This is a genomic window from Prevotella sp. BV3P1, from assembly GCF_000479005.1.
Lineage (GTDB): Bacteria > Bacteroidota > Bacteroidia > Bacteroidales > Bacteroidaceae > Prevotella.
In genome coordinates, this window is sequence record NZ_AWXC01000053.1 from 66224 (window position 1) to 90896 (window position 24673).

18 protein-coding genes and 1 tRNA gene are annotated in these 24673 nt (G+C 47.8%); 16 read left to right on the top strand and 3 right to left on the bottom strand.

Annotation, left to right across the window (positions count from 1 at the left end; all coding sequences use genetic code 11):
* Positions 1-915 carry a rhomboid family intramembrane serine protease gene (locus HMPREF1254_RS10055; RefSeq protein ID WP_023058551.1) on the bottom strand — a complete coding sequence of 305 codons (915 nt, stop codon included), beginning with the start codon at positions 913-915 and terminating at the stop codon, positions 1-3.
* A gap of 212 nt (positions 916-1127) precedes the next feature.
* On the opposite strand from HMPREF1254_RS10055, the gene HMPREF1254_RS10060 reads away from it, so the two are divergent.
* Complete coding sequence (locus HMPREF1254_RS10060; RefSeq protein WP_023058604.1) at positions 1128-1400, top strand: HU family DNA-binding protein; 273 nt, start codon at positions 1128-1130, stop codon at positions 1398-1400.
* A 73-nt stretch (positions 1401-1473) separates the two neighbouring features.
* On the opposite strand, the gene HMPREF1254_RS10065 is transcribed toward HMPREF1254_RS10060, so the two are convergent.
* Positions 1474-1544: transfer RNA gene (locus HMPREF1254_RS10065), tRNA-Gln, on the bottom strand.
* Between the two features lie 838 nt (positions 1545-2382).
* Between HMPREF1254_RS10065 and HMPREF1254_RS10070 the strand changes: the two genes are divergently transcribed.
* The 15 genes from HMPREF1254_RS10070 to HMPREF1254_RS10140 all read left to right on the top strand — a co-directional run bounded on the left by HMPREF1254_RS10070 (position 2383) and on the right by HMPREF1254_RS10140 (position 22893).
* On the top strand, positions 2383-5211 hold the full coding sequence (locus tag HMPREF1254_RS10070; protein WP_023058532.1) for a TonB-dependent receptor: 2829 nt from the start codon (positions 2383-2385) through the stop codon (positions 5209-5211).
* Between the two features lie 25 nt (positions 5212-5236).
* Positions 5237-6442 (top strand): DUF4876 domain-containing protein, encoded by a 1206-nt coding sequence (locus HMPREF1254_RS10075; RefSeq protein WP_023058607.1) that lies wholly within the window; start codon positions 5237-5239, stop codon positions 6440-6442.
* Positions 6443-6522: 80 nt separating this feature from the next.
* Entirely contained in the window at positions 6523-8109 is a 1587-nt protein-coding gene (locus tag HMPREF1254_RS10080; protein ID WP_036891230.1) for a DUF6850 family outer membrane beta-barrel protein, read from the top strand.
* Between the two features lie 92 nt (positions 8110-8201).
* A complete protein-coding gene (locus HMPREF1254_RS10085; protein ID WP_036878548.1) occupies positions 8202-10370 on the top strand; it encodes a HEAT repeat domain-containing protein in 2169 nt (722 codons plus the stop codon).
* Positions 10363-11862: a hypothetical protein gene (locus HMPREF1254_RS10090; protein WP_023058638.1), complete on the top strand. Its 1500-nt coding sequence runs from the start codon at positions 10363-10365 to the stop codon at positions 11860-11862. Before HMPREF1254_RS10085 ends, HMPREF1254_RS10090 begins: the two co-directional genes overlap by 8 nt.
* Positions 11859-12254 carry an HmuY family protein gene (locus tag HMPREF1254_RS10095; protein WP_036878551.1) on the top strand — a complete coding sequence of 132 codons (396 nt, stop codon included), beginning with the start codon at positions 11859-11861 and terminating at the stop codon, positions 12252-12254. The genes HMPREF1254_RS10090 and HMPREF1254_RS10095 overlap by 4 nt, the downstream gene beginning before the upstream one ends.
* Positions 12255-12977: 723 nt before the next feature.
* Entirely contained in the window at positions 12978-14384 is a 1407-nt protein-coding gene (locus HMPREF1254_RS10100) for a DUF6242 domain-containing protein (RefSeq protein WP_023058509.1), read from the top strand.
* A 19-nt stretch (positions 14385-14403) separates the two neighbouring features.
* On the top strand, positions 14404-15087 hold the full coding sequence (locus HMPREF1254_RS10105; RefSeq protein ID WP_023058598.1) for a type IX secretion system protein PorG: 684 nt from the start codon (positions 14404-14406) through the stop codon (positions 15085-15087).
* Positions 15088-15091: 4 nt separating this feature from the next.
* Entirely contained in the window at positions 15092-15871 is a 780-nt protein-coding gene (locus HMPREF1254_RS10110; RefSeq protein ID WP_255325176.1) for an isoprenyl transferase, read from the top strand.
* The gene (locus HMPREF1254_RS10115) at positions 15868-18483 is read left to right on the top strand and encodes a BamA/OMP85 family outer membrane protein (RefSeq protein ID WP_023058591.1); all 2616 of its coding nucleotides are present in this window, start codon (positions 15868-15870) and stop codon (positions 18481-18483) included. Before HMPREF1254_RS10110 ends, HMPREF1254_RS10115 begins: the two co-directional genes overlap by 4 nt.
* 105 nt (positions 18484-18588) lie before the next feature.
* Entirely contained in the window at positions 18589-19101 is a 513-nt protein-coding gene (locus HMPREF1254_RS10120) for an OmpH family outer membrane protein (protein WP_023058525.1), read from the top strand.
* A 28-nt stretch (positions 19102-19129) separates the two neighbouring features.
* Positions 19130-19630, top strand: a complete 501-nt coding sequence (locus HMPREF1254_RS10125; protein WP_023058587.1) for an OmpH family outer membrane protein — start codon at positions 19130-19132, stop codon at positions 19628-19630.
* Between the two features lie 271 nt (positions 19631-19901).
* Positions 19902-20423, top strand: a complete 522-nt coding sequence (locus HMPREF1254_RS10130) for an OmpH family outer membrane protein (protein WP_036873017.1) — start codon at positions 19902-19904, stop codon at positions 20421-20423.
* A gap of 16 nt (positions 20424-20439) precedes the next feature.
* Positions 20440-21279, top strand: a complete 840-nt coding sequence (gene murI / locus HMPREF1254_RS10135) for a glutamate racemase (RefSeq protein WP_023058630.1) — start codon at positions 20440-20442, stop codon at positions 21277-21279.
* 72 nt (positions 21280-21351) lie between these two features.
* Positions 21352-22893, top strand: a complete 1542-nt coding sequence (locus HMPREF1254_RS10140) for a sulfatase (protein ID WP_023058521.1) — start codon at positions 21352-21354, stop codon at positions 22891-22893.
* A 580-nt stretch (positions 22894-23473) separates the two neighbouring features.
* Here the strand turns inward: HMPREF1254_RS10140 and HMPREF1254_RS10145 are convergent.
* Positions 23474-24667, bottom strand: coding sequence for an FprA family A-type flavoprotein (locus HMPREF1254_RS10145; protein WP_023058642.1), 1194 nt, complete (start codon positions 24665-24667; stop codon positions 23474-23476).
* Between the last annotated feature and the right edge of the window lie 6 nt (positions 24668-24673).

Consider the following 24673-nt stretch of genomic DNA (forward strand, 5'->3'; position numbering starts at 1 on the left):
TTATCGTCGATTGCTGCTGTCAAAAAGTTTTTGTTTCTCTTCTGACGTTAAACTGTCGTAACCGCTTTTGCGAATTTTATCAAGTATCTTGTCTATTTCCTCTTGCTCACGCTTCTTCTGGGCGTTATAATCCCAGTCACTTTGGCGCTCGTTGTAGGCATCGTGCTTCGCGCTGTCAGCCTTCTTGTGGGAGTGCTCTTCCCACTTCTCCCGCAAGTTGTCAAAGAATTGTTGCCCGTCCGATCGCGATGACCCCCCGTAAGGATGATGCTTCCAATAGCGAATCATGAAAAATCCGAATGCCATGCCACCGAGATGAGCAAAGTGGGCCACGTTCCCGCCGGTTGTGGTCAAAGCCATCACCAGCGAAAGACCTGCGTAGAAAATCACGAACCACTTGGCTTTGATGGGGATGGGCAGCGGGAAAATAAAGATTCTCTCTTCTGGGAAAATCATGCCGAAAGCCAAGAGCAGTGCGTACACGGCTCCCGAAGCGCCCACGGTGGTCCATTTGTTGAGAAAGTCGCCCATGGCGATGCGCATTCCGTCGAACGACACGCTGTCGTAAGCGGCAAGTCCTTCGGCCATATAAGATCCGTATTGCGCCAGCTCTTGGAATAAACCGGCTCCGATACCGCACGAAAGGTAATAGAACAAAAACTTCTTTGGCCCCCATACGCGTTCAACCACGCAGCCGAACATCCACAAGGCAAACATGTTGAAAAAGATGTGTTCGAAAGAAGCATGCATGAACATATAGGTCACTAATTGGTAAATCCGGAAGTCGGAAGCCAAAAAGAAATGAAGCCCTAAAATATCATTCAGGTCTACCTGTGACCTGAAAACGTACATGGCGGCAAAAGCCAATACATTAATGATAAGCAAGTTCTTGGTAACTGTGGGTATACTGCGCATAGATAATTCGTTGTGTAAAAGTCTTTTTAATGTGCGCAAAATTACGAAAAAACTCCATCATTCGGCATAAAATCGGTGATTTATCGGTATTTTTTGAGCAAATCGTATAATTTTCCTGGTTTTTTGTTTGTTTTCTGAAATGTTTGACTTATATTTGTCCACAATTAGCATGCACATTAATTTTTATTAATCATTTTATAAACACAACAGTAATGAATAAAACAGAATTAATCGACAAGATTGCTGAGGCAGCAGGCATCAGCAAGGTAGCTGCGAAGAAGGCATTGGATGCAACAACAGATTCCATTAAGGAAGCTTTGAAGGAAGGTGACAAAGTACAGCTCATTGGCTTCGGTACTTTCAGTGTTTCTGAGCGTTCGGCTCGCGAAGGAATCAATCCTTTGACAAAACAGAAGATCAAAATCGCAGCTAAGAAGGTTGCTAAGTTCAAGGCTGGTGCTGAACTTACAGACGCCCTCAACTAATTATTGTAGTTAAGACAAATAAAAAAGGTGATTTCCGATGTGGAATCACCTTTTTTTATTTTTCTTTTGTTTGTTGTCCTAAGCGGATTCGAACCACTACAAACAGAACCAAAACCTGTTGTGCTACCATTACACCATAGGACAAACATTTCAGTCTTCTCATCCTCTTGTTTTGCTTCATGAAAAGCGTCACTCGCTGAAAAGACGGTGCAAAGGTAATCGTTTTTTAGTCTTCCGCCAAATTTTTACGTTGATATTTTTTTGGCAGCTTTACTTTCATACTGCGATTCCTTATGAACCCCACTATCGTTAATTTAAAATTAAATGGGTTTTAGTTGTGAATTTTCTTGACAGGCAACCTCTTCATATTTAGCGTATTTAGTAATCGCTCCTCTCTTTGTCGCAAATACGCTAAATATGAGCGAAATTTGCAAGGTTTTAGTTATCAACGTTTTACAACAAAGTCTATCTATTTGCACCGCAATTTTCAAGTAATAAAACGACAAAAGCCTTCATGTTGTACCGCAATCATCATGCATTTATGGTGCAAAGTCATGTAATTTACCCGTCAAAGTGATGTGTCTAATAAAGTAATACGATTGCTTTTGTGGTAAAAATCGTTTTACTCCAACTCAATCATCATCTGTTTGCATCTTGTGTGCCTATTGATTTTTTCCAGATTGAAAGTTTCGTAGTGCCGTTTTAAGGCCGCTTTTTTATGAAAAAACATGACATTTATGGCGGCTTTCTCTGGTTCTCGCAGGGGCGTGATTTGTCACGCTCTGCTCTAATCAGCCAAACAAGCGGTCGGTAGGTATTGGCTTTTGGAGGGCTAAGTGTGACTGTACGTGAGGCGACAAACAAGTAAATACCTATTTTTAGGTATTGTCGAAAAATGGCGAAATGAGTACTTTTGCAAATTATTGGTAGTTATGGTCTTAAAAATTTTTGTTGTTTTCAGCAGTCCTATTCCATTTCTCTTATGAAAAGATTGACCGTTTTTATCTTTTTCATCAGTATCAGCGTGTTGTTGAACCAGGCTTACGCACAGTCGCAAGGCTGTAAGTTTGCAGGTAAGGTGACTGATGAGCATGGCCAGGCCATCGAGTTGGCCTCGGTCAGCCTCAACAACAGCTTGGTGGCATTTACGAACAAGGACGGGCTGTTCGAGTTTCTCAACGTTCCGGCCGGTCGTTATGATTATCGCATCACGTTCGTTGGGTACGAAACGGTCAGTGGAGTGGTGGCGATAAACGCCCATACCCCACAGCTCAAGGTGCAGATGCGTGAGTTGGGCTTGCAGCTCAAGACGGTAGAGGTTACCGCCCGACAGCAGGCAATGGGTTCGAAGTCGCTCATCGGGCAAGATGCCATCAGGCACATCCAACCCAAGAGCGTGACCGACATCCTGCAACTGGTTCCGGGTAATCTGATTGAGAATCCCACGCTGAACAAGTTAGCGCAAGCCCATATCCGTGAGATAGACGGTGACAGAAACAACGCGCTTGGTGCTCTTGTGGTGGTGGATGGCACGCCGGTAAGCAACGACGCCAACCTGCAAGTGTTGGGTACGGCCCGGTTCAGGGCTTCTTCGGGAGCGCAAGCTGACGGTATGGGCGACCAGACCACGGCCGGACGTGGAGCCGACTTGCGTACGGTGAGTGCCGGCAATGTGGAGAGCGTGGAGGTAATTCGGGGCATTCCGTCAGTCGAATACGGCAACCTTACGTCGGGCATGCTCATCGTCAAGACCAAGATGGGGTATACGCCGTGGGAGGTGAAGGCGCAGGCTGACCCGTTTTCCAAGCTACTTTATGTAGGAAAGGGCTTCAACTTGAAACGCGGAGGCGCAGTCAACTTCAGTGCAGACTGGAGCCAGTCGTGGGCTGATACGCGCAAACATAGCAATGGATACGACCGCCTGACGTTCACGGGAGGGTATTCAAAGACCGCCGGGCGTAATACCTTTAGTATCAAAGGGGCTTTCTACAGCAACGTCAACAATCGCAAAGACGACCCACAATACCGGGAAATGCAGCTCCGTTTCACCAATAAGAACATTGGAACGCGCCTGTCTGTATCCGGAAAATATCATGCGCGCAGTACCTTTCTTTCGGCATTGTTGTACAATCTGTCGTTACAATATTCCAAAACCACTGACCAACACGACAATCTTGTGTCCAATCCCGACGGTGTCATCACGGATGTCCGCACGCCGGGCATCCATCCTGCCATCTTCAAGAACAAGAGTTATTTCTCCAAATACGAGATTCTTGGGGCCCCACTTAACCTCTATGGTCAGGTTGTGGGCAACAAGTATCTGCAATTGGGAACCGCCAATTATACCAATGTAAAGCTGGGCGTAGAGTTCGTTCATAGTGCCAACCATGGCAAGGGCTTGCTGTTCGACATGCAAAATCCGCCTCAGTCAATGGGAACGCAGACCCTTCGCCCCCGTGCTTTTAAGGATATTCCTGCGCTGAACACCCTGTCGGCATTCGTCAGTGACAAGCTGTCGTTGCAGGTTTTTCAGCGGCATCTGACGGTGGAAGGTGGCCTTCGGGTAAGCAACTTGTTCCTGAACAAGCGAAAGAGCGGCGGAAAGCGAGGAATGTTTGTTGCAGAGCCTCGACTGAATGCTTCGTATACGCTGCTGGACAAGACGTGTAATTCATGGATAGACGAACTCTCTTTGACGGGTGGTTATGGCATTTCCAACAAGATGCCCACCTTGATGTATCTCTACCCCGACAATGTTTATTATGACAACGTGTGCCTGAGTAAATACGGTGAGCGTGAGGAAGACCGGTTGGCTCTGCTGCAGACAGATGTGATAGGGCAGGTTGGCAACCCCGACTTGATGCCTACGCATACTCAAAAATGGGAGTGTGGGCTTACTTTCCGAATCGGGAAGGTTAGAGGCTTTGTGACTTATTACAACGAGCGTCATCATCATGAGTTTGGATTTGAAAGCAGATTGTATTGGAATAGATACCCTAAATTCAGCCTGCCGGTGGAGGCTACCCTCCCGAAATATCATGAAGAGACAGGGGATGTGAGCTATCTGCACAATGGTGTGCGTATGATGGCCGGAAAAACTGAGCAGGTGGATATGTCTACTTGGAGCCGACCAACCAACAATACACGGTCGCACAAGCATGGAATAGAATATGGCATAGACCTGGGGTCGCTCAGTCTTTTGCGTACATCCTTGAGCATCAATGGCGCTTGGTTCCATACGGAGCGTACTGATGAGAAAGACCAGCTTAGGTATGTTGACTACAACTACGACTATGTTCCTGTCATGCCAAGCGGTTCGGGCTACATCCGGGACCGCGTCAACTCTACTTTCCGCTTCGTTACCCATGTGCCGGCAGTCAAAATGGTCTTCACTACGGCCGTGCAAGTGGTGTGGTATGAAAGCGAAAGGGCGGTATATAAACAGCCGGATGGCAAGAGTCGCTATCATCAGTTTACTTATGAGGGGCATGAATATCTGGGTGTCGCGCCTATAGGATATTACACACGGGACGGTCATTACTATCCCTGGTCGGCCGATGCAGAGCGTGATGTCGTGCGTCAACGCATGATGGGACGTTATTATCTATACGACTTTGAGAAAGATGTAACGCATCCATGGGTGTTGTTGAGCCTGCGGTTTACAAAAGAAATAGGCAAGGTGGCCGAACTTTCATTCACGGCCAACAACTTTCCTAATGTATCACGATGGCACACCAATCCTCACAGTCTGTCACGAACACAGTTGTACTCTGCTCCTTATTTTGGTGCGGAAGTGAAAATCAAATTATAAAAAACAATTTAAATCAGTAATAAGTATGAACAAATGTATTGGAAAAATGGTCTCGGCTCTGTTGCTGCTGACCGTTGTTTTAGGCTTCGTTTCTTGTAATAAAAACGATGAGCCGAGTATTGCGAACTACGAGTTGACGCTGTCTTATCAACTTCCTGACGGATTGAAGGCAGACGATGTCAGCGATGCTAAGCTGGTATTGACAAAGGGAACGAAAGAGGATACTCTGGTGTTGAAGGATATGAAGGACTTATCAACAACGCTTCCGCAGGGGCAGTACAACTTGCTGCTCACGGCAAAGGTCAAGGATGAGGCCAACGCTTACCTCACAGGGACGCTCTCAGTAGACCTCTATGCGAACAAAAAAGCCACTATTGAGTTGCAAAAGGTGCGCAAGTCGACGCTCATCTTCAAGGAAATCTATACCACAGGAGGCAAAAAGGGCTATGTGTTGGATAACTATTTTGAGATTGTGAACAACTCTGATGAGGTGCAATATCTCGACGGTGTTATCCTGATGACTAATCGTGGAGGACAAAAGAAGGAGCAGAACGTTTGGCAAGCTAACGGCTACAAAGACCGCTATGCTTGTGGACAAGGTACCGTTATCGCCTTCCCCGTAGGTAAGGACGGTAAGTCGATTGCCCTCAAGCCTGGCGAAAGCACCGTGATTGCCAGTGACGCTGTGGACCATGGCAAGAAGGCTCCAGAGGGAAACCATTGCCCAGACCTGTCGAAAGCACAGTGGGAGGTATATATAGACAATGTAAAAGGTGAGGTGGATTATCCCGCTCCCAACATGGATGTCATCTTCCAGAACAATAAAAACATGAAGGCCTTTGGGGCAAGTTTCTTCCATGGTGGCTACATCTTGGCCAAACTGCCCGCCGGCATCACCCCTAAGAAGTTTGCTGCCGACCAGAATAATTTAAAGACTACGCCAGGAACCACATCAAAGATGCAATTCTTGCTGATGCCAAACAAGTATGTGCTGGATGCTGTGGATATGTCAGAATCCGATGCAGAGACATATTTCCCACAATTTTTGCCTGTTGACGATGCCAAAGCTGTCAAGGCCAGCAAGGCTTGGGAGGGCAAATGCCTGCGTCGCAAGGTGGAGAAAGTGGTGAACGGGCGTGCTTATTTCAAGGACACCAATAATTCATCGGTCGACTTCCTCAACAACCAGCCACTTCAGCCGGGGCGTGTTTTCACGGAGGTTGATAAATAATCCAATTCATTCAGCTATCATTTCCGCTGCCAAGACCATCGTCGTGAGGTCTTGGCGGTGGAACCTTTATTCAGTCATTTATGATACATGTTCCATCCATTCGCGTCTTGTGCTGCCTGTCGTGCACGTTATTTGTGCAGGCTGTTGTTGCACAAACCGTCTTTATCCATACTGATGACCCGTGGCATGAGGACCATCTGAACGAGTTGACGAATGTCAGATATTCCGGCAATAACCCCATTCGCATCGCTTATAATCAGCGGTCTACGGCAGGAACAGCGAGGGTAGCCTATGACGAACATAATGGATTGTTCAAGGCTGTGGATGCTGCCAAAAGGCAACGGCAGCTGGATGTGTATGTCGGTGGGCTCAAAGATTTGAATCAGGTCAAGCTTAGTGGACATCTGCAATATCAAAACAGGCAGGAAACAGACCGTCGATGGAACTCGTCATTCTATCTCATGCCGGACAATCCCTTTGTATTGGGTGATTCTGTTTGGAGCGAACCTTCCTCCGAAGTGTTCCGTATGAGCGCCGAGTTGGCATGGCAATGTTCCAAAAGATGGCTGTTGGGAGCCGGTGTCGGTTTGATGATGGGCAGCTCTTCCGACCAGGATGACCCTCGTCCCAAGACGCTCTCATCCTCCTTCCCCGTTTTGCTTGGTGCCGAATGCCAACTAAACGCAGCCTGGCACTTGGGCGTATCGGTGGGTATGGAAATGGTTCGTACAAACATAAGCTATACGGTTGTCAATCCGCTTAACAACCATCGTTTCTTTCTCATGAAAGGACTTGGCGAATATTTCAGGCGGTCTACAGCCAGCAATCCTGGCTATCAGCGCAAATATGACGGTCAAACAGCACAAGTTGGTACCCAACTTACCTATACGCCCACGGCCTCTCGATGGAGCGGTTTCACAGAGATAGCGTTCTCACGTGGGTATGAAAACGCTGTAGACGGTGGTGAGGCTTACGTCTTCAAAGGTGGAGATTATCAGTTTTCAAGCCTGAAAGGACAAGCCCGGCTTATCTTTCATTCTGGACGCAGCACGACTCATCAGCTTCTGGCGCATGTACATTTCCATCAGGGAGATGGCTATTGGTACGACCAGAAGGCAGTAACAGACATCGAACATGGCAACCGAACCGATTACAAGGTATTGGGAAAGGCGCGCGTACACCAAGACTATCGGTTGTCAACCGACTTGGGTTATCGGTTGGACATGCCATTTTTTGTGGAGGGCAAGATAGGAACAACGCAAACATGGATTAAACATGCCAGTGATTTGGGGGCACAAAAACAGGCATGGATGCTTGCTTTCATGCAGGCAACAGTGGGTACAAGCGTACAATGGAGGCATTATACGCTCAACACTTCAGTACATGGAGGGTTCTATCTCCCATTGTCAGAACGCCAATTTGCATCAGCATCTGAAGAAACGGGTAACATCACCGACCGCTATGTCGCTCCTCAATTTGAGTATTTGAGTGCGAAGCGTGTGCGCATGGGCGGCATGTTGGACGTGCAGCGTTCCCTGAAACGGATGAATGTCGGACTGAACATCAAGGTGGATGCATGGCTTCATGCGGACGATGCCGCATTCGCTCGTTCGCTGAGTCATACATCGCGGGTGGGTATCAGTACCGGTCTTTACATGCAATTTTGACATGTTGAAATCCAAGAAGACTGAATGAGCATACATAAGACAAGCATCAAAAACGCCTAATGAATACTTTTTTACATCTAAAAAACATTGAAATGAAACGAATCATCATCATATCGCTCTGCCTACTTGTGTTGGTAGGGCATGGTATGGCCAAGAGTGGATTTGCCATTGTGGTTGATACCAAAAGTTACCAATATGCCCAAGCTGAGTTGAAGGCTTATGCTGAGGCTGTAGAACAAGTCAATGGACTCAAGGTTTATACGGTTGTTGACCGTTGGGGGATACCCGATTCTATCCGTACCGCACTTCAAAGACTCTATTCTCAGAAGCGTGACCCAATTGTAGGAGCCGTCTTCGTGGGTGACATTCCTGTGCCTATGATACGCGACGCACAGCATCTCACCTCTGCCTTTAAGATGAATCAAACCAACCCCAGGCAGGAGTCGTCGGTTCCTTCAGACCGATATTATGACGACTTCTCCTTGCAATTCAAGTCTGTGGGGCATGATGAGGGTACGCCTTATTATTACTATTCACTCATGGCAAAGGGTTCTCAACGCCTGCAACCCAACATTTACACGGGAAGAATACGACCCACCGACGTAGGTGGCACCAGTAGATATGCCAAGCTGAAGGCCTATCTTCAGAAGCTGGTGGCACTCAAACGGACGAACAGAAAGCTGAACAACATGTTCTATTTTGATGGACATGGATACATCTCGGCTTCCAAAGATGCCCGGATTGACGAGAAAATGTCTTATTTCGAGCATTTTCCACAGCTCAAACGGCGCACCCATCAAGTTGGTTATATCTCTCACGACGATGTCAATCCCGTGAAGGAGCGACTGATGAGCGAGCTCATGCGCAAGGATATGGACCTTGCCATGCTGCACCATCACGGTTCTTTTGACACCCAATACCTCAATAATCTGATCTTGCCCAACACGGTAGCCAGTGCCAAGACCTTCATCATGCGCAATCTTAGGGAGCATATTTATCACGCTAAGCAGCGCAATAAGAATGCCGACTCGCTGTCTACCGCCCTTTTGAAGAAGTTTGACCTGCCCGATTCGTGGGTTCTGCATGCGCAGAGTGATTCGTTGGCTCGCCTGGACTCCATCTACGAGGCCGCAGCCGACCTGCATCTTGAAGACTTCCGCGCATATCAGTTCACTCCCAACACGCCTGTCGTGGTGATTGATGCCTGCTTTTGTGGGTCGTTTCATCTGAATGACTGCATCGCCAACGAGTATGTCTTCCAGCCCGGGAACACCGTGGTGTGTATCGCAAACAGCGTCAATGCGCTGCAAGACAAATGGGCAGACAAACTCATTGGACTGATCGCGGATGGCGGTTGCGTGGGTGATGTCGTGAAGTACGCCCATTACTTGGAGCTGCATGTCATTGGAGACCCCACCTTTAAGTTCGCCACTGAGGGCAAGGCCATGGACGTAGACCGGTTGGTGAGCGAGAACAAAAAGGGCGCATGGCGCAAACTACTCAAGTCAGACCAGCCTGAACGCCAGTGCTTAGCTATGGAGGCTCTTTGTCAGCTCAAGGCGATGTCATCGGCCGAATTGTTGAATATCTACCGCAATTCGCCTTCTTATATCGTCAGAATGCAAGCCTTTACACTCATTTGTGATTACAAAGACGACAATTTCATCAAGTTGTTGCAGCTGGCTGCCAACGACAGTTACGAACTGTTGCAGCGTTGTGCCGTGGTGATGATGGGTAAGAGCGGTGACGAGCGGCTCATCCCGCAGCTCATCAGCATTGCCATCGCCAATGCCACGTCTGCCCGAATCAATTTCGATGCGCTCAACTCGTTAACCGTATTCCCCAAGAGTCAGCTCCTGAAAGAGTTCGCACTTCAGTTTGACCGACCTGAAGTGTGCTACATACATAAGGACTCTGTCCGTACGTTGATATACAATGCCATCGATCATGCTTCAGAACGCTGGGTTGAGGACACGCGTAAGATTTTGGATCCTACCGTTCCCGTAAAGAAAAAGCTGCAGCTGATACGCTTCACACGCAATTATATGATTCATGCCATGATTCCAGATTTGTTGCGCTATCTCGAGCAAGAGAAGAATGAGCAGGTTGAGATAGCTTTGCTGGAGGCCATGGGTTGGCGTACGCATTCTTATCAGCGTCCACTTATCTCGGCTGCATGCCAGCGCATCATCAATGGCGACGGTTATACGCAAGCAGTAAAAGACGAGGCGCTGAAAACGTATAAACGGATTAATGAATAAAATAATCTTTTGTTGGAGCTTGTGCCTGGCGGTGGGAATAGGTCGGGTACAAGCTCAATTTGTACAACGCAAGATCTACCCACAACCACGCCTCACGCAGGCGGTGGTGGACATTCGGCAGCTACGTACCACCGTTAGCGAGTCTGCGGAAGATGCCGTTCAGTTGCCCACCTCGGTGGATAACAGCAAGACGAAGTATTTTCCACCCATCCTTTCACAGCGTGGTGGCTCGTGCGCACAGGCTTCGGCCATCGGCTACATGCTCACTTACGAAATCAACAGACTGTTGGATCGTGACGCGTCGGCCAGTGCTGAGAATCGCATGGACTATCTGTTTTCATGGAATATGCTGAATGGCGGTGAGGACCAGGGAGGGTTTGCAGAGGAAGGACTGTACCTGGCCCAACGGTATGGCATGATGAGCGAGGCCGATTATGGCGGGTCGGCCGTCTCGCAGTTCAGATGGTGCACCGGCTATGACAAATACTTGCGGGCCATGCAGAACCGGGTGGAACGAATTCTGGTCTTTGATGACAGCATCCCTTTGCTCAAACGCTATCTTTATGATGCAGGAAACGGCAGCAGACCGGGTGGAATATTAACCTTTTCCACGCAGAGTGACGGGTGGAAGATAGATGAACAATACAAGGGACCGTCGGCAACAGGCTACCACTCTTTGCTGAAAAAACTGGCTACCCGCGGCGCTCATGCGCTGACCATTGTGGGCTATGACGACCTGGTGGAATACGAGGATGAGAAAGGACGACTGCACAAAGGTGCTTTCATCGTGGCCAACACATGGGGCTCGTGGGCGCATGACCATGGCCGCTTTTATCTGCCGTACGATTTCTTCCGTGACCCCAGTGTAGGCAATCGTCTGCTCAGCGGTGAGTTGCAGGGTGTGGTGCCTAAGCGGTATCAGCCCAAAGTGGTCTTCAAGGTGCGGTTGAGCTATGACTCGCGCGACGACTTGAAGTTTTCCATGGCTGGCGTTGAGCGTGGGGAAGGCGACGCACTGCCCAACTATCACTATTGCTACGCCTTTCACAACCAAGGTGGCGACTTGCCCATGCAAGGCAAGTGGTTGGAAAACCGCATAGAGTTTGCCATGGATTTCACTGAGTTCATGTCCAGCCCGGAAGCGCAATACGCCTCTTTCAAACTGAATGTCGTCAAATCAGCCATCGGGCAAAAGGTAGGGCAGGGGTGCCTGGAAAGTGTCTCTGTCATCGATTACCGTACGCAAGCGCCGACGGAGTATGTCTTTCAGCCAAAAGCACCAGTCGAATTGGTTGGCGGTGACAACGTCTTCACCATCGAACCTTTCAAGACCTTTGATGTGAGCGTTTCGCCTTATCGGTATACCGATGAAGGTCAGCCCTCTGCCAAAGTGTTCTTGCTCAGGACTGCAGATGGCAAGGCAGCCAAATTGAAAATAGAAAAGACGGATGCCAAAAGCCAAAAAGTAACCCTCAAATATAAAACAGAATGAAACGTGTATGCTTATGGATGTTGGCTGGCATGATGCTGCTTCTTGCAAGCTGTGCCACAGAAGATGCTGTCGGTCGTGGTGTTCAGGATGTCTCGTTGACGGTCAACGATGTCCCTAACCGGTGGACGTACGTCTCGCTGTCTGCCCATGAGGTGGTGGGAAGCAGCTCCTTGGGCGATACCCATGAGGATGCCCTGTGGATGCTGCGCACCGACTGGGATATCGCCTTTTGTAACGGAATGATTCGGACTAACAGTGGCTCTTCTGGCAAAGGGAAGGGTGGTATCACGTGGACACCGGTGGATTATGATGACGTTGACAATCTAAGGGCACCTTCCTACCAAACGGACACACGGCAGACGGTAACGGTAAAAAGTGTAGAGATAGAATGAAAATACTCTTTTTTCTTCCCCTATTTTTGTTTGTTAATGTCAATTAAAATGACAATAATCTAACACTTCTCAATAACTTATTCTAGAAAGATAATACGAGAAAAAAGTTGTATGGGAAGCCATTTCTCTCTAATCTCTATCGTTTTGGAGATCAAACTCAATGAGTTGATGCCCGTAAAGCATTGACTTTACCCTGAAAAGTGGCGATGAAATCGGCCGATTTTGCACGTTTTTTGGCAAAAAAGCACCTGATTTTCAGTCCTTATTTTGGCCGTTTTCTTATAAGTGTTTGTGAGTCAAAGCCATGTAAAAAGCTTCAAAATTCGCGTATTTCTGAGCAGAAGACCATCTTGTTCAAAATAATCGAAGCATACGAAAGTTAATGTAAAATAAATTCTGAATTAATTCTTGCTTTTTGGTTAGCTGTGGTTTTTGTAGAAGCAGCTTTGCGTTTTTATGCTGTTCGCTTGTTCATTTGTGTTTGAAACACTCCATGGAGGCAGGTCGTTGGTGGTATGTAAGTTGATAAATCGCACTCCTGCTTTGCAAATATAGGAAGCCGCATGTGAGTAATCAGCCTGCTTGTGAACAGCCGCGGCTTAAACCCTAAACAACCTTAAAAAACGTTCTATAAATCACTATTTTGCATAATTAAGCCTTAAAAAGATGTGCTATTTGCGGAATTCTATATAAATTTGCAGCTAAAATCATAATCAGAAGTAAATGAATAGAAGATTTTTACCGCTTCTCATGCTGTGCTCAGTGATGCTGCTGTTCGCCTCTTGTCTTGGTGGCAACGACGATGAACAGATGTCATACGACGATGCGGCCATTATAGGGTTCTCGGTTAAAAATGTCAAACGCTTGGTGCATACCAAATCGAGCAAAGGTACCGACAGCACGTATACTACGACTTTTGCTGCAAGCGACTATCGGTTTTATATTGACCAAATCAACAGGGTGATTTATAATCCCGACTCGTTGCCGGTAGGTGTTGACGCTTCGAAAGTGGTAGCGACCATTTCGGCTAAGAATGCGGGTGTGATTGGCATCAAGAGCGCTACCAGCGATACGATTAAATATTTCAATTCGGCCGATTCACTCGATTTTACCAAGCCCCGTCAGGTTGTTGTTTACAACAATTCGGGTACGGGTATGAATACCTATACCGTCCATGTGAACGTTCACCAGCAGGATGGTGACACGTTCAACTGGAACAGTCAGACAAAGAATGAGCCTAAGCTGGGCGAGCTAACAGCCATGCGCTTGCTCGCAAATGGGGAAAACTTGTATGTTTTTGGCAACAAGGGATCGGAAGCAAAGATTTATACGGCCGCACGAAAGGCGGCAGGACAGTGGCAAGATATCAAGCCCAACATCCAGTTGGCAAGTGACTTTTGTCGTCAGGTAGTATTACAGGGCAACACGTTCTATGGCTATCATGACGGCCAAGTGGTGAAATCAGCCGATGCCAAAAACTGGTCTGTTGTGTTTACCATCGCACTGAAACAGCTGGTAGGTGCCAGCAAAGCTAAGTTGTATGCCCTGACTGAAAATCATGAAATAGTAGTTTCGGCCGACGGAGGTGCTACCTGGACGACGGAAGCCTTGAGTCCCTCGAACGCGCTGTTGCCAGAGGCTGACTTGAATTTTGTGGTTCAACCCTCGAAAACCAATGCGGGTGCCAATCAGCTGTTCATGGCAGGAACCACTGATAAGCGTGTTGCGCAGTGGGGAAAGCTTGAAGAGAACGATGAAAAGGCCGAGAATCAGCCTTGGACATGTTATACGCCATCGGCCGGAAACCGGTTCGCATTACCCAACTTGACCAACCTTCAGGTGGTGAAATATGGCGACGCACTCGTGGCTATGGGTGGTGCCGGAAAAGGCGAGAGCAGTGGTGTGAAAGCGTTTAGTGAGATATATGGCAGCGTGGATGGCGGTTTGACGTGGAAGAAACATGCCACGTTGGTCGTCCCAGAAGGCTTTCACAGCAGTGAAACCTCGTTTGCCATGACGACCGATGCCGACCACTACCTGTGGATTGTCTGTGGAAAAACCGGACAAGTTTGGCGGGGGCGGCTCAACAAGATGGGCTGGCCAGTGGTGAAAAGGGTGATTACTGAATAGCGATACAACATAACGAAACATGCGTCAAGGTCTGCTCTCCATATTGTTGCTCGTGGCCGCTGTGCAAACGCAGGCGCAGGACGACGTGGAATATCGTATGGAGGTGGGGGCCGGAGCGGGCTTGGTGTCGTATCTGGGCGACTTCAATGGTAGCGTAGTGAAGAACATGCAACCCATGGGTTCGCTTGTGTGGCGATGGGTACTCAACCCTCGAATGGCCCTAAGAGCCAAGGGTAGCTATGGCAAGCTCAAAGGCTCGTCGGCCGATGTGCAGACTTATTATCCTGACATGCAGGCCAAACCTTACCAGTTTAATCATTCGTTGGGTGACCTGGGCGTTACCTTCGAATATAATTTTTGGCCATACGGCACGGGCAGAGACTATCGGGGAGCCAAACGGCTCACCCCTTTCATCTTCGGAGGAGTGGGAGGTACGTATGTTTCGGGTGGACCGAAAGACGTGTTGACCGCCCATGTGCCTTTGGGATTGGGTGTGAAATACAAGCTTGGCGACCGTGTCAATGTAGGATTGGAGTGGGCGGCACACTTCTCGTTGAGTGACAAACTCGACGGCGTGGTTGATCCCTATCTCGTCAAAAGCAGCGGACTGTTCAAGAACACCGATGGCTATTCGGCACTGCTGGTGACGCTTACTTACAGTTTCCAAGCCAAGTGTAGAACGTGTCATAATGATGCTGAGTAACAGAATGACTACAAGAACAACGATGAATAACGAACTGGACATGAAACGTATCCCGACACATGTCGCCATCATCATGGATGGTAATGGGCGTTGGGCAGCCGAACGCGGCAAGGAACGCAGCTTCGGACACCAGGCAGGCGTGGAAACTGTGCGCCGAATCACGTCAGAATGTGTCCGGTTGGGCGTTAAGTACCTCACGCTGTACACCTTCTCTACGGAGAATTGGAATAGGCCGGAAGATGAGGTGTCGGCTCTCATGGGCTTGGTATTGAGCTCTCTGGAAGACGAAATCTTCATGAAGAATAATGTCCGTTTTCGGGTCATTGGCGACATCAAGCGTTTGCCGGAAAGCGTGAGAACAAAACTTCGTGAGACCGAGGAGCATACCGCACCCAACTCAGCCATGACCATGGTGGTGGCTCTGAGCTATTCGGCACGGTGGGAAATGACCCATGCCCTGCAAAATATCGTGGCGGATGTGCAGGCAGGACGTGTTCATGCAGATGACGTTGATGAGGAATTGATAGGTCAGCATCTTGAAACATCTTTCATGCCCGACCCCGATTTGCTCATCAGGACGGGTGGAGAATTGCGGGTTTCCAACTTTCTGTTGTGGCAGATAGCTTATTCGGAATTGTATTTCTGCGATACCTATTGGCCCGACTTCAACGAGGCTGACCTGCACCATGCCATTATGGACTTTCAAAGTAGGCAGCGACGATTTGGAAAGACAGAGCGTCAGATAGAAGACCAGATTAAGATTGATAATAATTCAACAAGATGAATCATATATATAAGGTGTTGATGGTAGCAACGGCAATCACCTGTGGGGTGACCGTTCATGCACAAGATAAGATAATACATCCTGACATCAATTACGCAGGGACGCCCCGAACGGTAGTTATTGGGGGCATTGCCGTGTCTGGTGTGCAGGGGTATGAAGACTATATGCTGTCGGGTATCTCCGGCTTGTCGGTGGGACAGACCATCTCGGTGCCTGGTAATGACATTACGGATGCCGTGAAACGCTATTGGAAGCATGGTTTGTTTTCCGACGTTTCGATATCGGCCGACTCCATTGTTGGTAACAAGATTTATCTGAACATCTATCTGCAAACGCTGCCTCGCGTGTCTGAAATCAATTATATTGGACTGAAAAAGTCGGAACGCGAAGCCATGGAGACGAAGTTGGGGTTGCTCAAAGGAGGACAGGTAACACCCAATACCATCAGTAGAGCGAAGTTCCTGGCCAAGAAATACTTTGATGACAAGGGGTTCAACAATGCCGACATCGACATTATGCAGCGGGATGACGTGTCCAACAAGAACAGTGTGATTCTGGATGTCATCGTGGATAAGAAGGCAAAGATGCGCGTTCGACACATCGAGATTGTTGGTAACAAGGCTCTCAGCGACAAGAAAATCAAGGGTACCCTGTTCACCAAGGGTGCCTTTAAGAAGATTCATGAGTCGGGAAAGTTTGGCAATATCTTCAAATCAAAGAAATATACGCCCGAAAGATGGAAGGAAGATAAGCGCAATCTCATCAAAAAATACAATGAATACGGGTTCCGCGATGCTGTCATTCTTGAGGATAGCGTGTGGAATGTGGATGACAAACATGTCAACATCTTAGTAAAAGTAGACGAGGGAACCAAGTATTATCTCCGCAATATCACTTGGGTGGGCAACACGGTGTACGCTACTGATTATCTGAATGCGCTGCTGGGCATGAAGAAAGGTGACGTGTATAATCAGACTTTGTTGAACAAGCGACTGACCGAAGATGAGGATGCGGTGGGTAATAAGTATTGGAACAATGGTTATTTGTTCTACAACTTGCAGCCAACGGAGGTGAATATCGTGGGCGATTCCATTGACCTGGAGATGCGTATCACCGAGAATCAGCAGGCAAGATTGAACCATGTACGCATTAATGGTAACGACCGACTGTACGAAAATGTGGTGCGTCGCGAGCTAAAGACAAAGCCGGGCGATCTCTTCTCCAAAGAGGCACTCATGCGATCGGCTCGTGAATTGGCATCCATGGGACACTTTGACCCGGAAAAGGTGAATCCAGATGTGAAGCCAGACCCAGAGAATGGAACCGTTGACATCAACTGGAATCTTGAACAAAAGAGTAATGACCAGATTGAGTTTTCACTCGGTTGGGGACAAAATGGTTTGATTGGGCGTGTGGGATTGAAGCTGAATAACTTCTCTATCCGCAACCTTTTCAATAAGAACAGTGAGCGACGAGGCATCCTGCCCATTGGAGATGGTGAGGTGTTGTCATTGGGTGTGCAGACCAACGGCCGTTTTTATCAGTCGTACAACATGAACTATTCTACCAACTGGTTTGGAGGTAAGCGACCTACCCAATTCTCCGTCGGTGCTTATTATTCAAAGTCAACGGATGTGTCCAGCAATTTTTACAACAGTTCATGGCGCAACAATTACATGAATTACATGTACGGGTACGGAAGCTATGCTTACAATAATTACGAAAACTACCTCGACCCTGACGCCTACATCAAGATGATGGGAGCCAGTTTGGGTTGGGGTAAGCGCCTGAGATGGCCTGACGATTACTTTATGTTGTCGGTACAGCTTGCCTATACACGCTATATGTTGAAAAACTGGAAGTACTTCTTGATGACGACCGGTAATGCCAACAACTTGAACTTGAACTTCTCTATCAACCGTACTTCAACGGACAACCAGCTGTTCCCACGTCGTGGATCAGAGTTTACGGCATCGGTTTCGCTCACGCCACCATGGTCTAAGTGGGACAAGAAAGACTATAAGAACTTGGCATTGGACCGCCAATCAAGTACTTTCTTGGCGGAACAACAGGAGAAATACAAATGGGTGGAGTATCACAAGTGGAAATTTAAGGCCAAGACTTATACGGCTTTATCAGGTGGACAGAAATGTTTTGTCTTGATGACGCGTGTGGAATTAGGACTCTTGGGCAGCTATAATCGGTTTAAGAAATCACCCTTTGAGACCTATTATGTGGGTGGTGACGGCATGAGTGGCTATTCTACTGGCTATGCGGAGGAAACCATTGGACTGCGTGGATATGAAAATGGCTCGCTGACACCATACGGATACGAGGGTTATGCATACGACCGCATGTCGCTGGAGCTTCGTTATCCATTCCTTTTAGGTAACACCACCATCTACGGACTGGGCTTCCTTGAGGCCGGAAACGCTTGGGATGACACCCGAAAGTTCAATCCTTTCGACATGAAACGTAGTGCCGGACTTGGCGTACGCATCTTCCTTCCCATGGTGGGCTTGATGGGTATCGACTGGGCTTACGGCTTTGATAAAGTGTTTGGAAAGAAAGGTGGTAGCCAATTCCACTTCATTCTCGGTCAAGAATTTTAAGGAAGTTAAAACTGGTTTGCCAGTGGTTAAATACTCTTTAGTGGCTAAACGAAAGGACATTGCATAACGTCCATCTAATAATACAATTAAATTAAAAGAGAGCTGATGAAGAAAATAATATTGATGAGCTTGATGTTGATGGCGACATTAGGTATCGGTGCGCAGAAATTCGCACTGGTTGACATGGAGTATGTGTTGAAGAATATCCCCGCATACGAACGTGCCAATGAACAATTGAACCAGGTGAGCAAGAAATGGCAAGCTGAGGTGGAAGCCCTGAATACGGAAGCAACCACGATGTATAAGAACTATCAAAACGAGGTAGTGTTTCTCTCGCAAGAGCAAAAGAAGGCTCGACAGGAGCAAATCATGAAGAAGGAGAAGGCCGCCAGCGAGCTGAAACGCAAGTATTTCGGGCCAGAAGGCGAACTGTTTAAGAAGCGTGAAAGCCTGATGAGCCCCATCCAAGAAGAGATATATAACGCCGTAAGGGATATATCCGAATTGCGTGGATACTCATTGGTCGTTGACCGTGCGTCCAATTCGGGCATTATCTTCGGCTCACCCAAGATAGACATCAGCAACGAAGTGTTGCAGAAACTGGGTTATTCGAATTAATAATTAATCAAATAAAGAACAAAAGAAAATGAAAAAGCTTATTTTAATGTTGATGCTGTTTGCACCAATGTCGATGTTTGCACAAAAGTTTGGCCATCTGAACTCACAGCAGGTAATGAACGACATGCCTGAATTTGTGAAGGCACGCGGCGAGATTGAAGCCACTGCCAAGCAGTATGAGAATGACTTGAAGGCCATGCAAGACGAATTGCAGCGCAAGGCTGAGGAATATGAGAAGACAAAATCGACCATGAATGCTACGAAGCAAAAGGAGACAGAGGATGAGTTGATGAAGCTGAATGAGAAGATTCGCACGGCTTACAACGACAATTCACAGGCTTTACAGAAGGCTCAACAAGAGAAAATGCAGCCCATCACGGCCAAATTGGTCAACGCCATTCAGGCTGTAGGTAAGGCAGGAAACTATGTTTACATCATGGATGTCACATCGGGTATCCCTTATATCAGTCAGACGCTGAGCGAAGATGTCACCTCAAAGGTAAAGGCTGAGCTGGCCAAGACAAAGTAATTTGAAGTGTTTCCGACACGCTTCCTCGGGTTCATTAACATTGAAAGAACCAATTGATGGGAAGTGAAGACTTGGATAAAACTTACAATTAAACAGAAAAGGAGTTGGCAGACAAGGGCTGATGTGCAAGACACAGACAACTGTTTGCTAACTCTTTTCAGCTTTTTTCATACGGCAAATGGCCATCACTTGTGACGGAATGCCGCATGAAAGAATCAAGAAGAGGAGGGAAACACAACCCTCCGATAATAACAACATAAATCATTAGATGATGAAAAAGCAACTCTTATTTCTATTTTTGTTGATGATGCCCTTCGTGGCACAGGCCCAACAAATGCTGCCGAAGTTTGGTTATTTCAACTTAAGCACCTTGATGAAAGCCGTTCCAGAGTATGCTACGGTTCAGAAAAACATTGCTGACCTGCGCGTAAAGTATGAGGCTGAAACCAAAAGGTCGGAGGATGAGTTCAATAAGAAATATGAAGAATTTCTCGATGGTCAACGTGATTTCGCACCAACCATTATGCAGAAACGCCAAGCCGAACTGCAAGATATGATGGAAAAGAACATCGCTTTTAAGAAAGAAGCACAACGGTTGCTGGCACAAGCCGAACAAGATGCCATGGCACCTGTCAAGGGAAAAGTGCTTGATGCCATCCGGAAGTTGGGGCAGGAGCGTGGTTACGCCTTCATACTGAACGCCGATGGCGATGCTGTGCCTTATATAGATATGGCTTACGGCGACAACCTCAATGACGCCGTGCTGAGCCTCTTGGCACGAGGAGGCAAGTAATCGCGGCAGCCACCCTATGACTCAAATGCCTCAAACGCCAGGCCCCATCGGGGTGTTCGATTCTGGTTATGGCGGATTGACCATCCTTCATGGCATCCGTCAGTTGCTGCCCGAATACGATTATGTGTATCTGGGTGACAACGCTCGTGCGCCTTATGGAATGCGTTCGTTCGATGTGGTGTACGAATTCACGCGGCAAGCGGTAGTCAAACTTTTCGAAATGGGGTGTCATCTCGTCATCTTGGGGTGCAATACCGCATCGGCCAAGGCACTGAGAACCATCCAGCAACATGATTTACCCTCGCTCGATTCCAACAGAAGGGTATTGGGCGTGATTCGTCCAACGGCCGAAGTCATTGGCAGTCTCACCAAGAATCGGCATGTAGGTCTGCTGGCTACCGAAGGAACGGTGAAGAGTGGGAGCTACCAACTCGAGATACAAAAGTTTTTTCCAGACATACAAGTCTCAGGAATTGCCTGTCCTTTCTGGGTGCCATTGGTTGAATACAACGAGGCTGACAGTCCAGGAGCCGACTATTTTGTCAAGAAGCGACTGGACGCATTGGCACGAAAAGATCCCCTGATTGATACGATTATCTTAGGATGTACGCACTATCCGCTGCTCATGCCCAAGATAGAGAAATACAAACGTCCGGGCGTTCGCATCGTCGCACAAGGCGAATATGTGGCCAATAGCTTGAAAGACTATCTGAAACGCCACCCGGAAATGAACGAAAAGTGTACTAAAACTGGCACTTGTCAATATTTTACTACCGAAAATCCCATCCGTTTTCAAGAGCAAGCCCAAGTGTTCTTGCATGAAAAAATACAGGTGAATCATGTTAATTTAGTTTGATTTTCCAGTTTTGTATCAATGAACTAACCAGAGAATAAGCGTGGGCTTCCCGAATCATATCCTACCTCATTTATGACCAACAAACTCTTCACAACCATGGCTGCTGCATCCTTCTTGAGTTGTGGCACCGCTTGTGCGCAGCAGAAAGACAGCCGCCCCAACATCATCGTCTTCATCGTTGATGATATGGGATGGCAGGATACGTCGGTGCAGTTTTGGAATCAGAAGACACGCTACAACGAGATGTACGACACACCCAACATGGAGCGGTTGGCCAGTCAAGGCATGATGTTCACGCAGGCATACGCCTGTCCGGTCAGTTCGCCCACGCGTTGCAGCTTGATGACGGGCATGAACATGGCACGTCACCGTGTTACCAACTGGACTTTGCAGCGGGATGTGATGACGGATGCCAGAAACGACAGCGTGAAGCCTGCCGACTGGAACTGCAACGGCATCGCGCAGGTGTCTACGGTTGCGCATACCACCACGGCTAAGTCATTCGTCCAGCTCCTGAAAGACAACGGCTATCACACCATTCATTGCGGTAAGGCGCATTGGGGAGCCATCGACACACCGGGAGAGAATCCGTGTCATTTTGGCTTTGATGTTAACATTACGGGCACGGCTGCTGGTGGTTTGGCCACTTATCTCAGCGAATTGAATTACGGTCACACCAAGGATGGAAAGCCATACGCAATTAATGCTATCCCTGGGCTGGAGGCTTATTGGGGTACGGGAACGTTTGCAACGGAGGCTCTCACCAAAGAAGCGCTCAAGGCGCTTGACAAAGCCAAGCGTTATCAGCAGCCATTCTATCTCTACATGTCGCACTATGCGGTGCATATCCCGATTGACAAGGACATGCGTTTCTTCCCCAAATATGTCCGCCGGGGGCTTTCTGACAAGGATGCTGCCTACGCTTCGCTGGTTGAAGGCATGGACAAGAGCTTGGGCGACATCATGGATTGGCTCGAAAAGAACAAGGAGGCCGACAATACCATCATCATCTTTTTAGGAGATAACGGCGGACTGGCTTCTTCTCAGCAGTGGCGCGACGGACCGTTGTACACCCAAAACGCTCCCTTGAAAAGCGGAAAAGGTTCGCTCTATGAAGGGGGAATCCGAGTTCCCTTTATCGTGAAATGGAACGACGTGGTAAAGGCAGGCGTGCGAAACGATGCCAGCATCATGGTGGAAGATTTGTATCCTACCATCCTTCACATGGCACAAATCACCCATTACCAGGTGCCACAGACCATTGATGGTATGGACTTGGTGCCCTCGTTGCAAGGACGTACTGACAAGGCTCTGCAACATAGAGCCATTGTGTGGAACGTACCGAATATATGGGATGGCTCCGGACCGGGCATCAGTCTTAATTGTGCCATACGCCAAGGTGATTGGAAACTGATTTATGACTATCCCACTGGGCGGAAAGAGTTGTACCATGTTTCCTCGGACATCGGGGAGAACGAGAACGTGGCCCAGCAGAATCCGCAGAAAGTGAAGGAACTTTCTGCATTGTTGGGCAAGAAGTTGCGCGGCATGAAAGCCCAGCGTCCCATGTTGATTCGTACGGGTAAGCCATGCAAGTGGCCGGACGAGGATTAGTCTGTTTCCTTCTTTTTTGTCCTGAAAAATGACAATAAAATGGCTTCTGTAAACTCCTGAAATAGAAATGGAGACGGTGTAAACTGTGCGTTTTAATGGCTTTGAAAGTCAAGTAAAACCGTATTTTGACTATAAAGCGTAGCGATAGTTTCGTTTTTCACGCCCTTTTGGGCGACAATTGACATGGGTTCGTGGTGCAAAAGCATTGTGTTTGGTAGGTAAACTCAATGCTTTAATACTCCTAAATGGCGTCTTTTGATGTTTAATAATATCGATTTCTTTGTAACACGTTGTGTCTTTGCGAGTTATAAAACTTGCGCATAATTCGCGTATTTGCGCCCAACAGGTTGGTTGGTTGTAAATAATGCAAGTAGAAAGGGGTTGTTGTCAGAAGAAATGACAGTGTGAGTTTGTCTGCGTTCGGCGTGTTCCGTATAGGTATAAACGAGGTGTACGATCGCTTCTTTCGCATGCGTTAATGTGCGATACGCCAAAGAATAGGTACCTATCTATAAAAGAAAAAATCCATAGACCCATGATAACAAGAAGTCATGGGTCTATGGAAATGGCCTAAACAACACTATTTTCGGTCGGCTTTCAGGCGTTCTGCCATGGCCTTCCCCAGTTCTTCGCACTGGCTGCGTACGTCTTTTGACATGGCTTGTTTCATTTCTACGGGCGTTCCCACAGGCTCAAATTTCAGCTTGGTGTTTACCCATTCGGCGATGGTGGGTACGGCCTTGCTGGCCCATCCATAGCTGCCAAACCATCCGATGTAATGGTTCTTGATGTCGTGGTTGGCTATTTCTGACAGCAGTTCTGACATCTCGTGGTACAATCCGTTGTTGTAGGTTGGCGCTCCCACAATCAATCCACGGTAACGGAAGATGTCACGAAGGATGTAAGAGTGGTGCGTCTTCGAGATGTTGTACATGCAAATGTTCTTGATGCCGGCCTGACTGGCTGCTCTCGCGATGGTTTCTGCCATGCGTTCGGTGTTGCCATACATGGTTCCATAGCAGATTACGATGCCCTCATCGGTTTCGTATTTGGACATTTGGTCATAAAGATCTATCACTTTCGCTGCCTTCTCGTGCCATACAGGACCGTGGGTGGAGCAGATGTAATCAATCTGTTGATCGGCCAACTTCTTCAGAGCGTTCTGCACGGGTACGCCATATTTGCCCACAATGTTGCTGTAATAGCGCACCATTTCCAACCAAGCCCAGCTGGTGTCTATCTCTTCGTCCAAGATACCACCATTCAATGCGCCGAAACATCCAAAGCCGTCGCCCGAGAACAGCATGTGGTCGGTTTCGTCGAGCGTCATCATCGTTTCGGGCCAGTGCACCATAGGCGTCATGAAGAACTTCAACTTGTGATGACCAAGGTCTATCACTTCGCCATGTTTCACTTCAATCGTTTGGTCTTTGATGCCGTAGAAGCCGGCCAACAAATCGAAGGTTTTCTTGTTGCCGATGACTTGAATGTTGGGATAGTACTTCTTTAGCAGTCCCATAGAACCGCTGTGGTCGGGTTCCATGTGGTTCACTACGAGGTAATCGATGGGTCGGTCGCCCAGCACCTCATGCAGGTTTTCGATGAATTGCGTGAAGAAATCCACTTGAACAGCGTCGATGAGGCACACTTTTTCATCGTCTATCAGGTACGAATTGTATGAAACACCCGCTGGCAGAGGCCACAAGCCTTCAAACAGAGTCTTGTTGCGGTCGTTCACACCTACATAATAGACTTTATTCTTGAGTTCTATCATATTTGA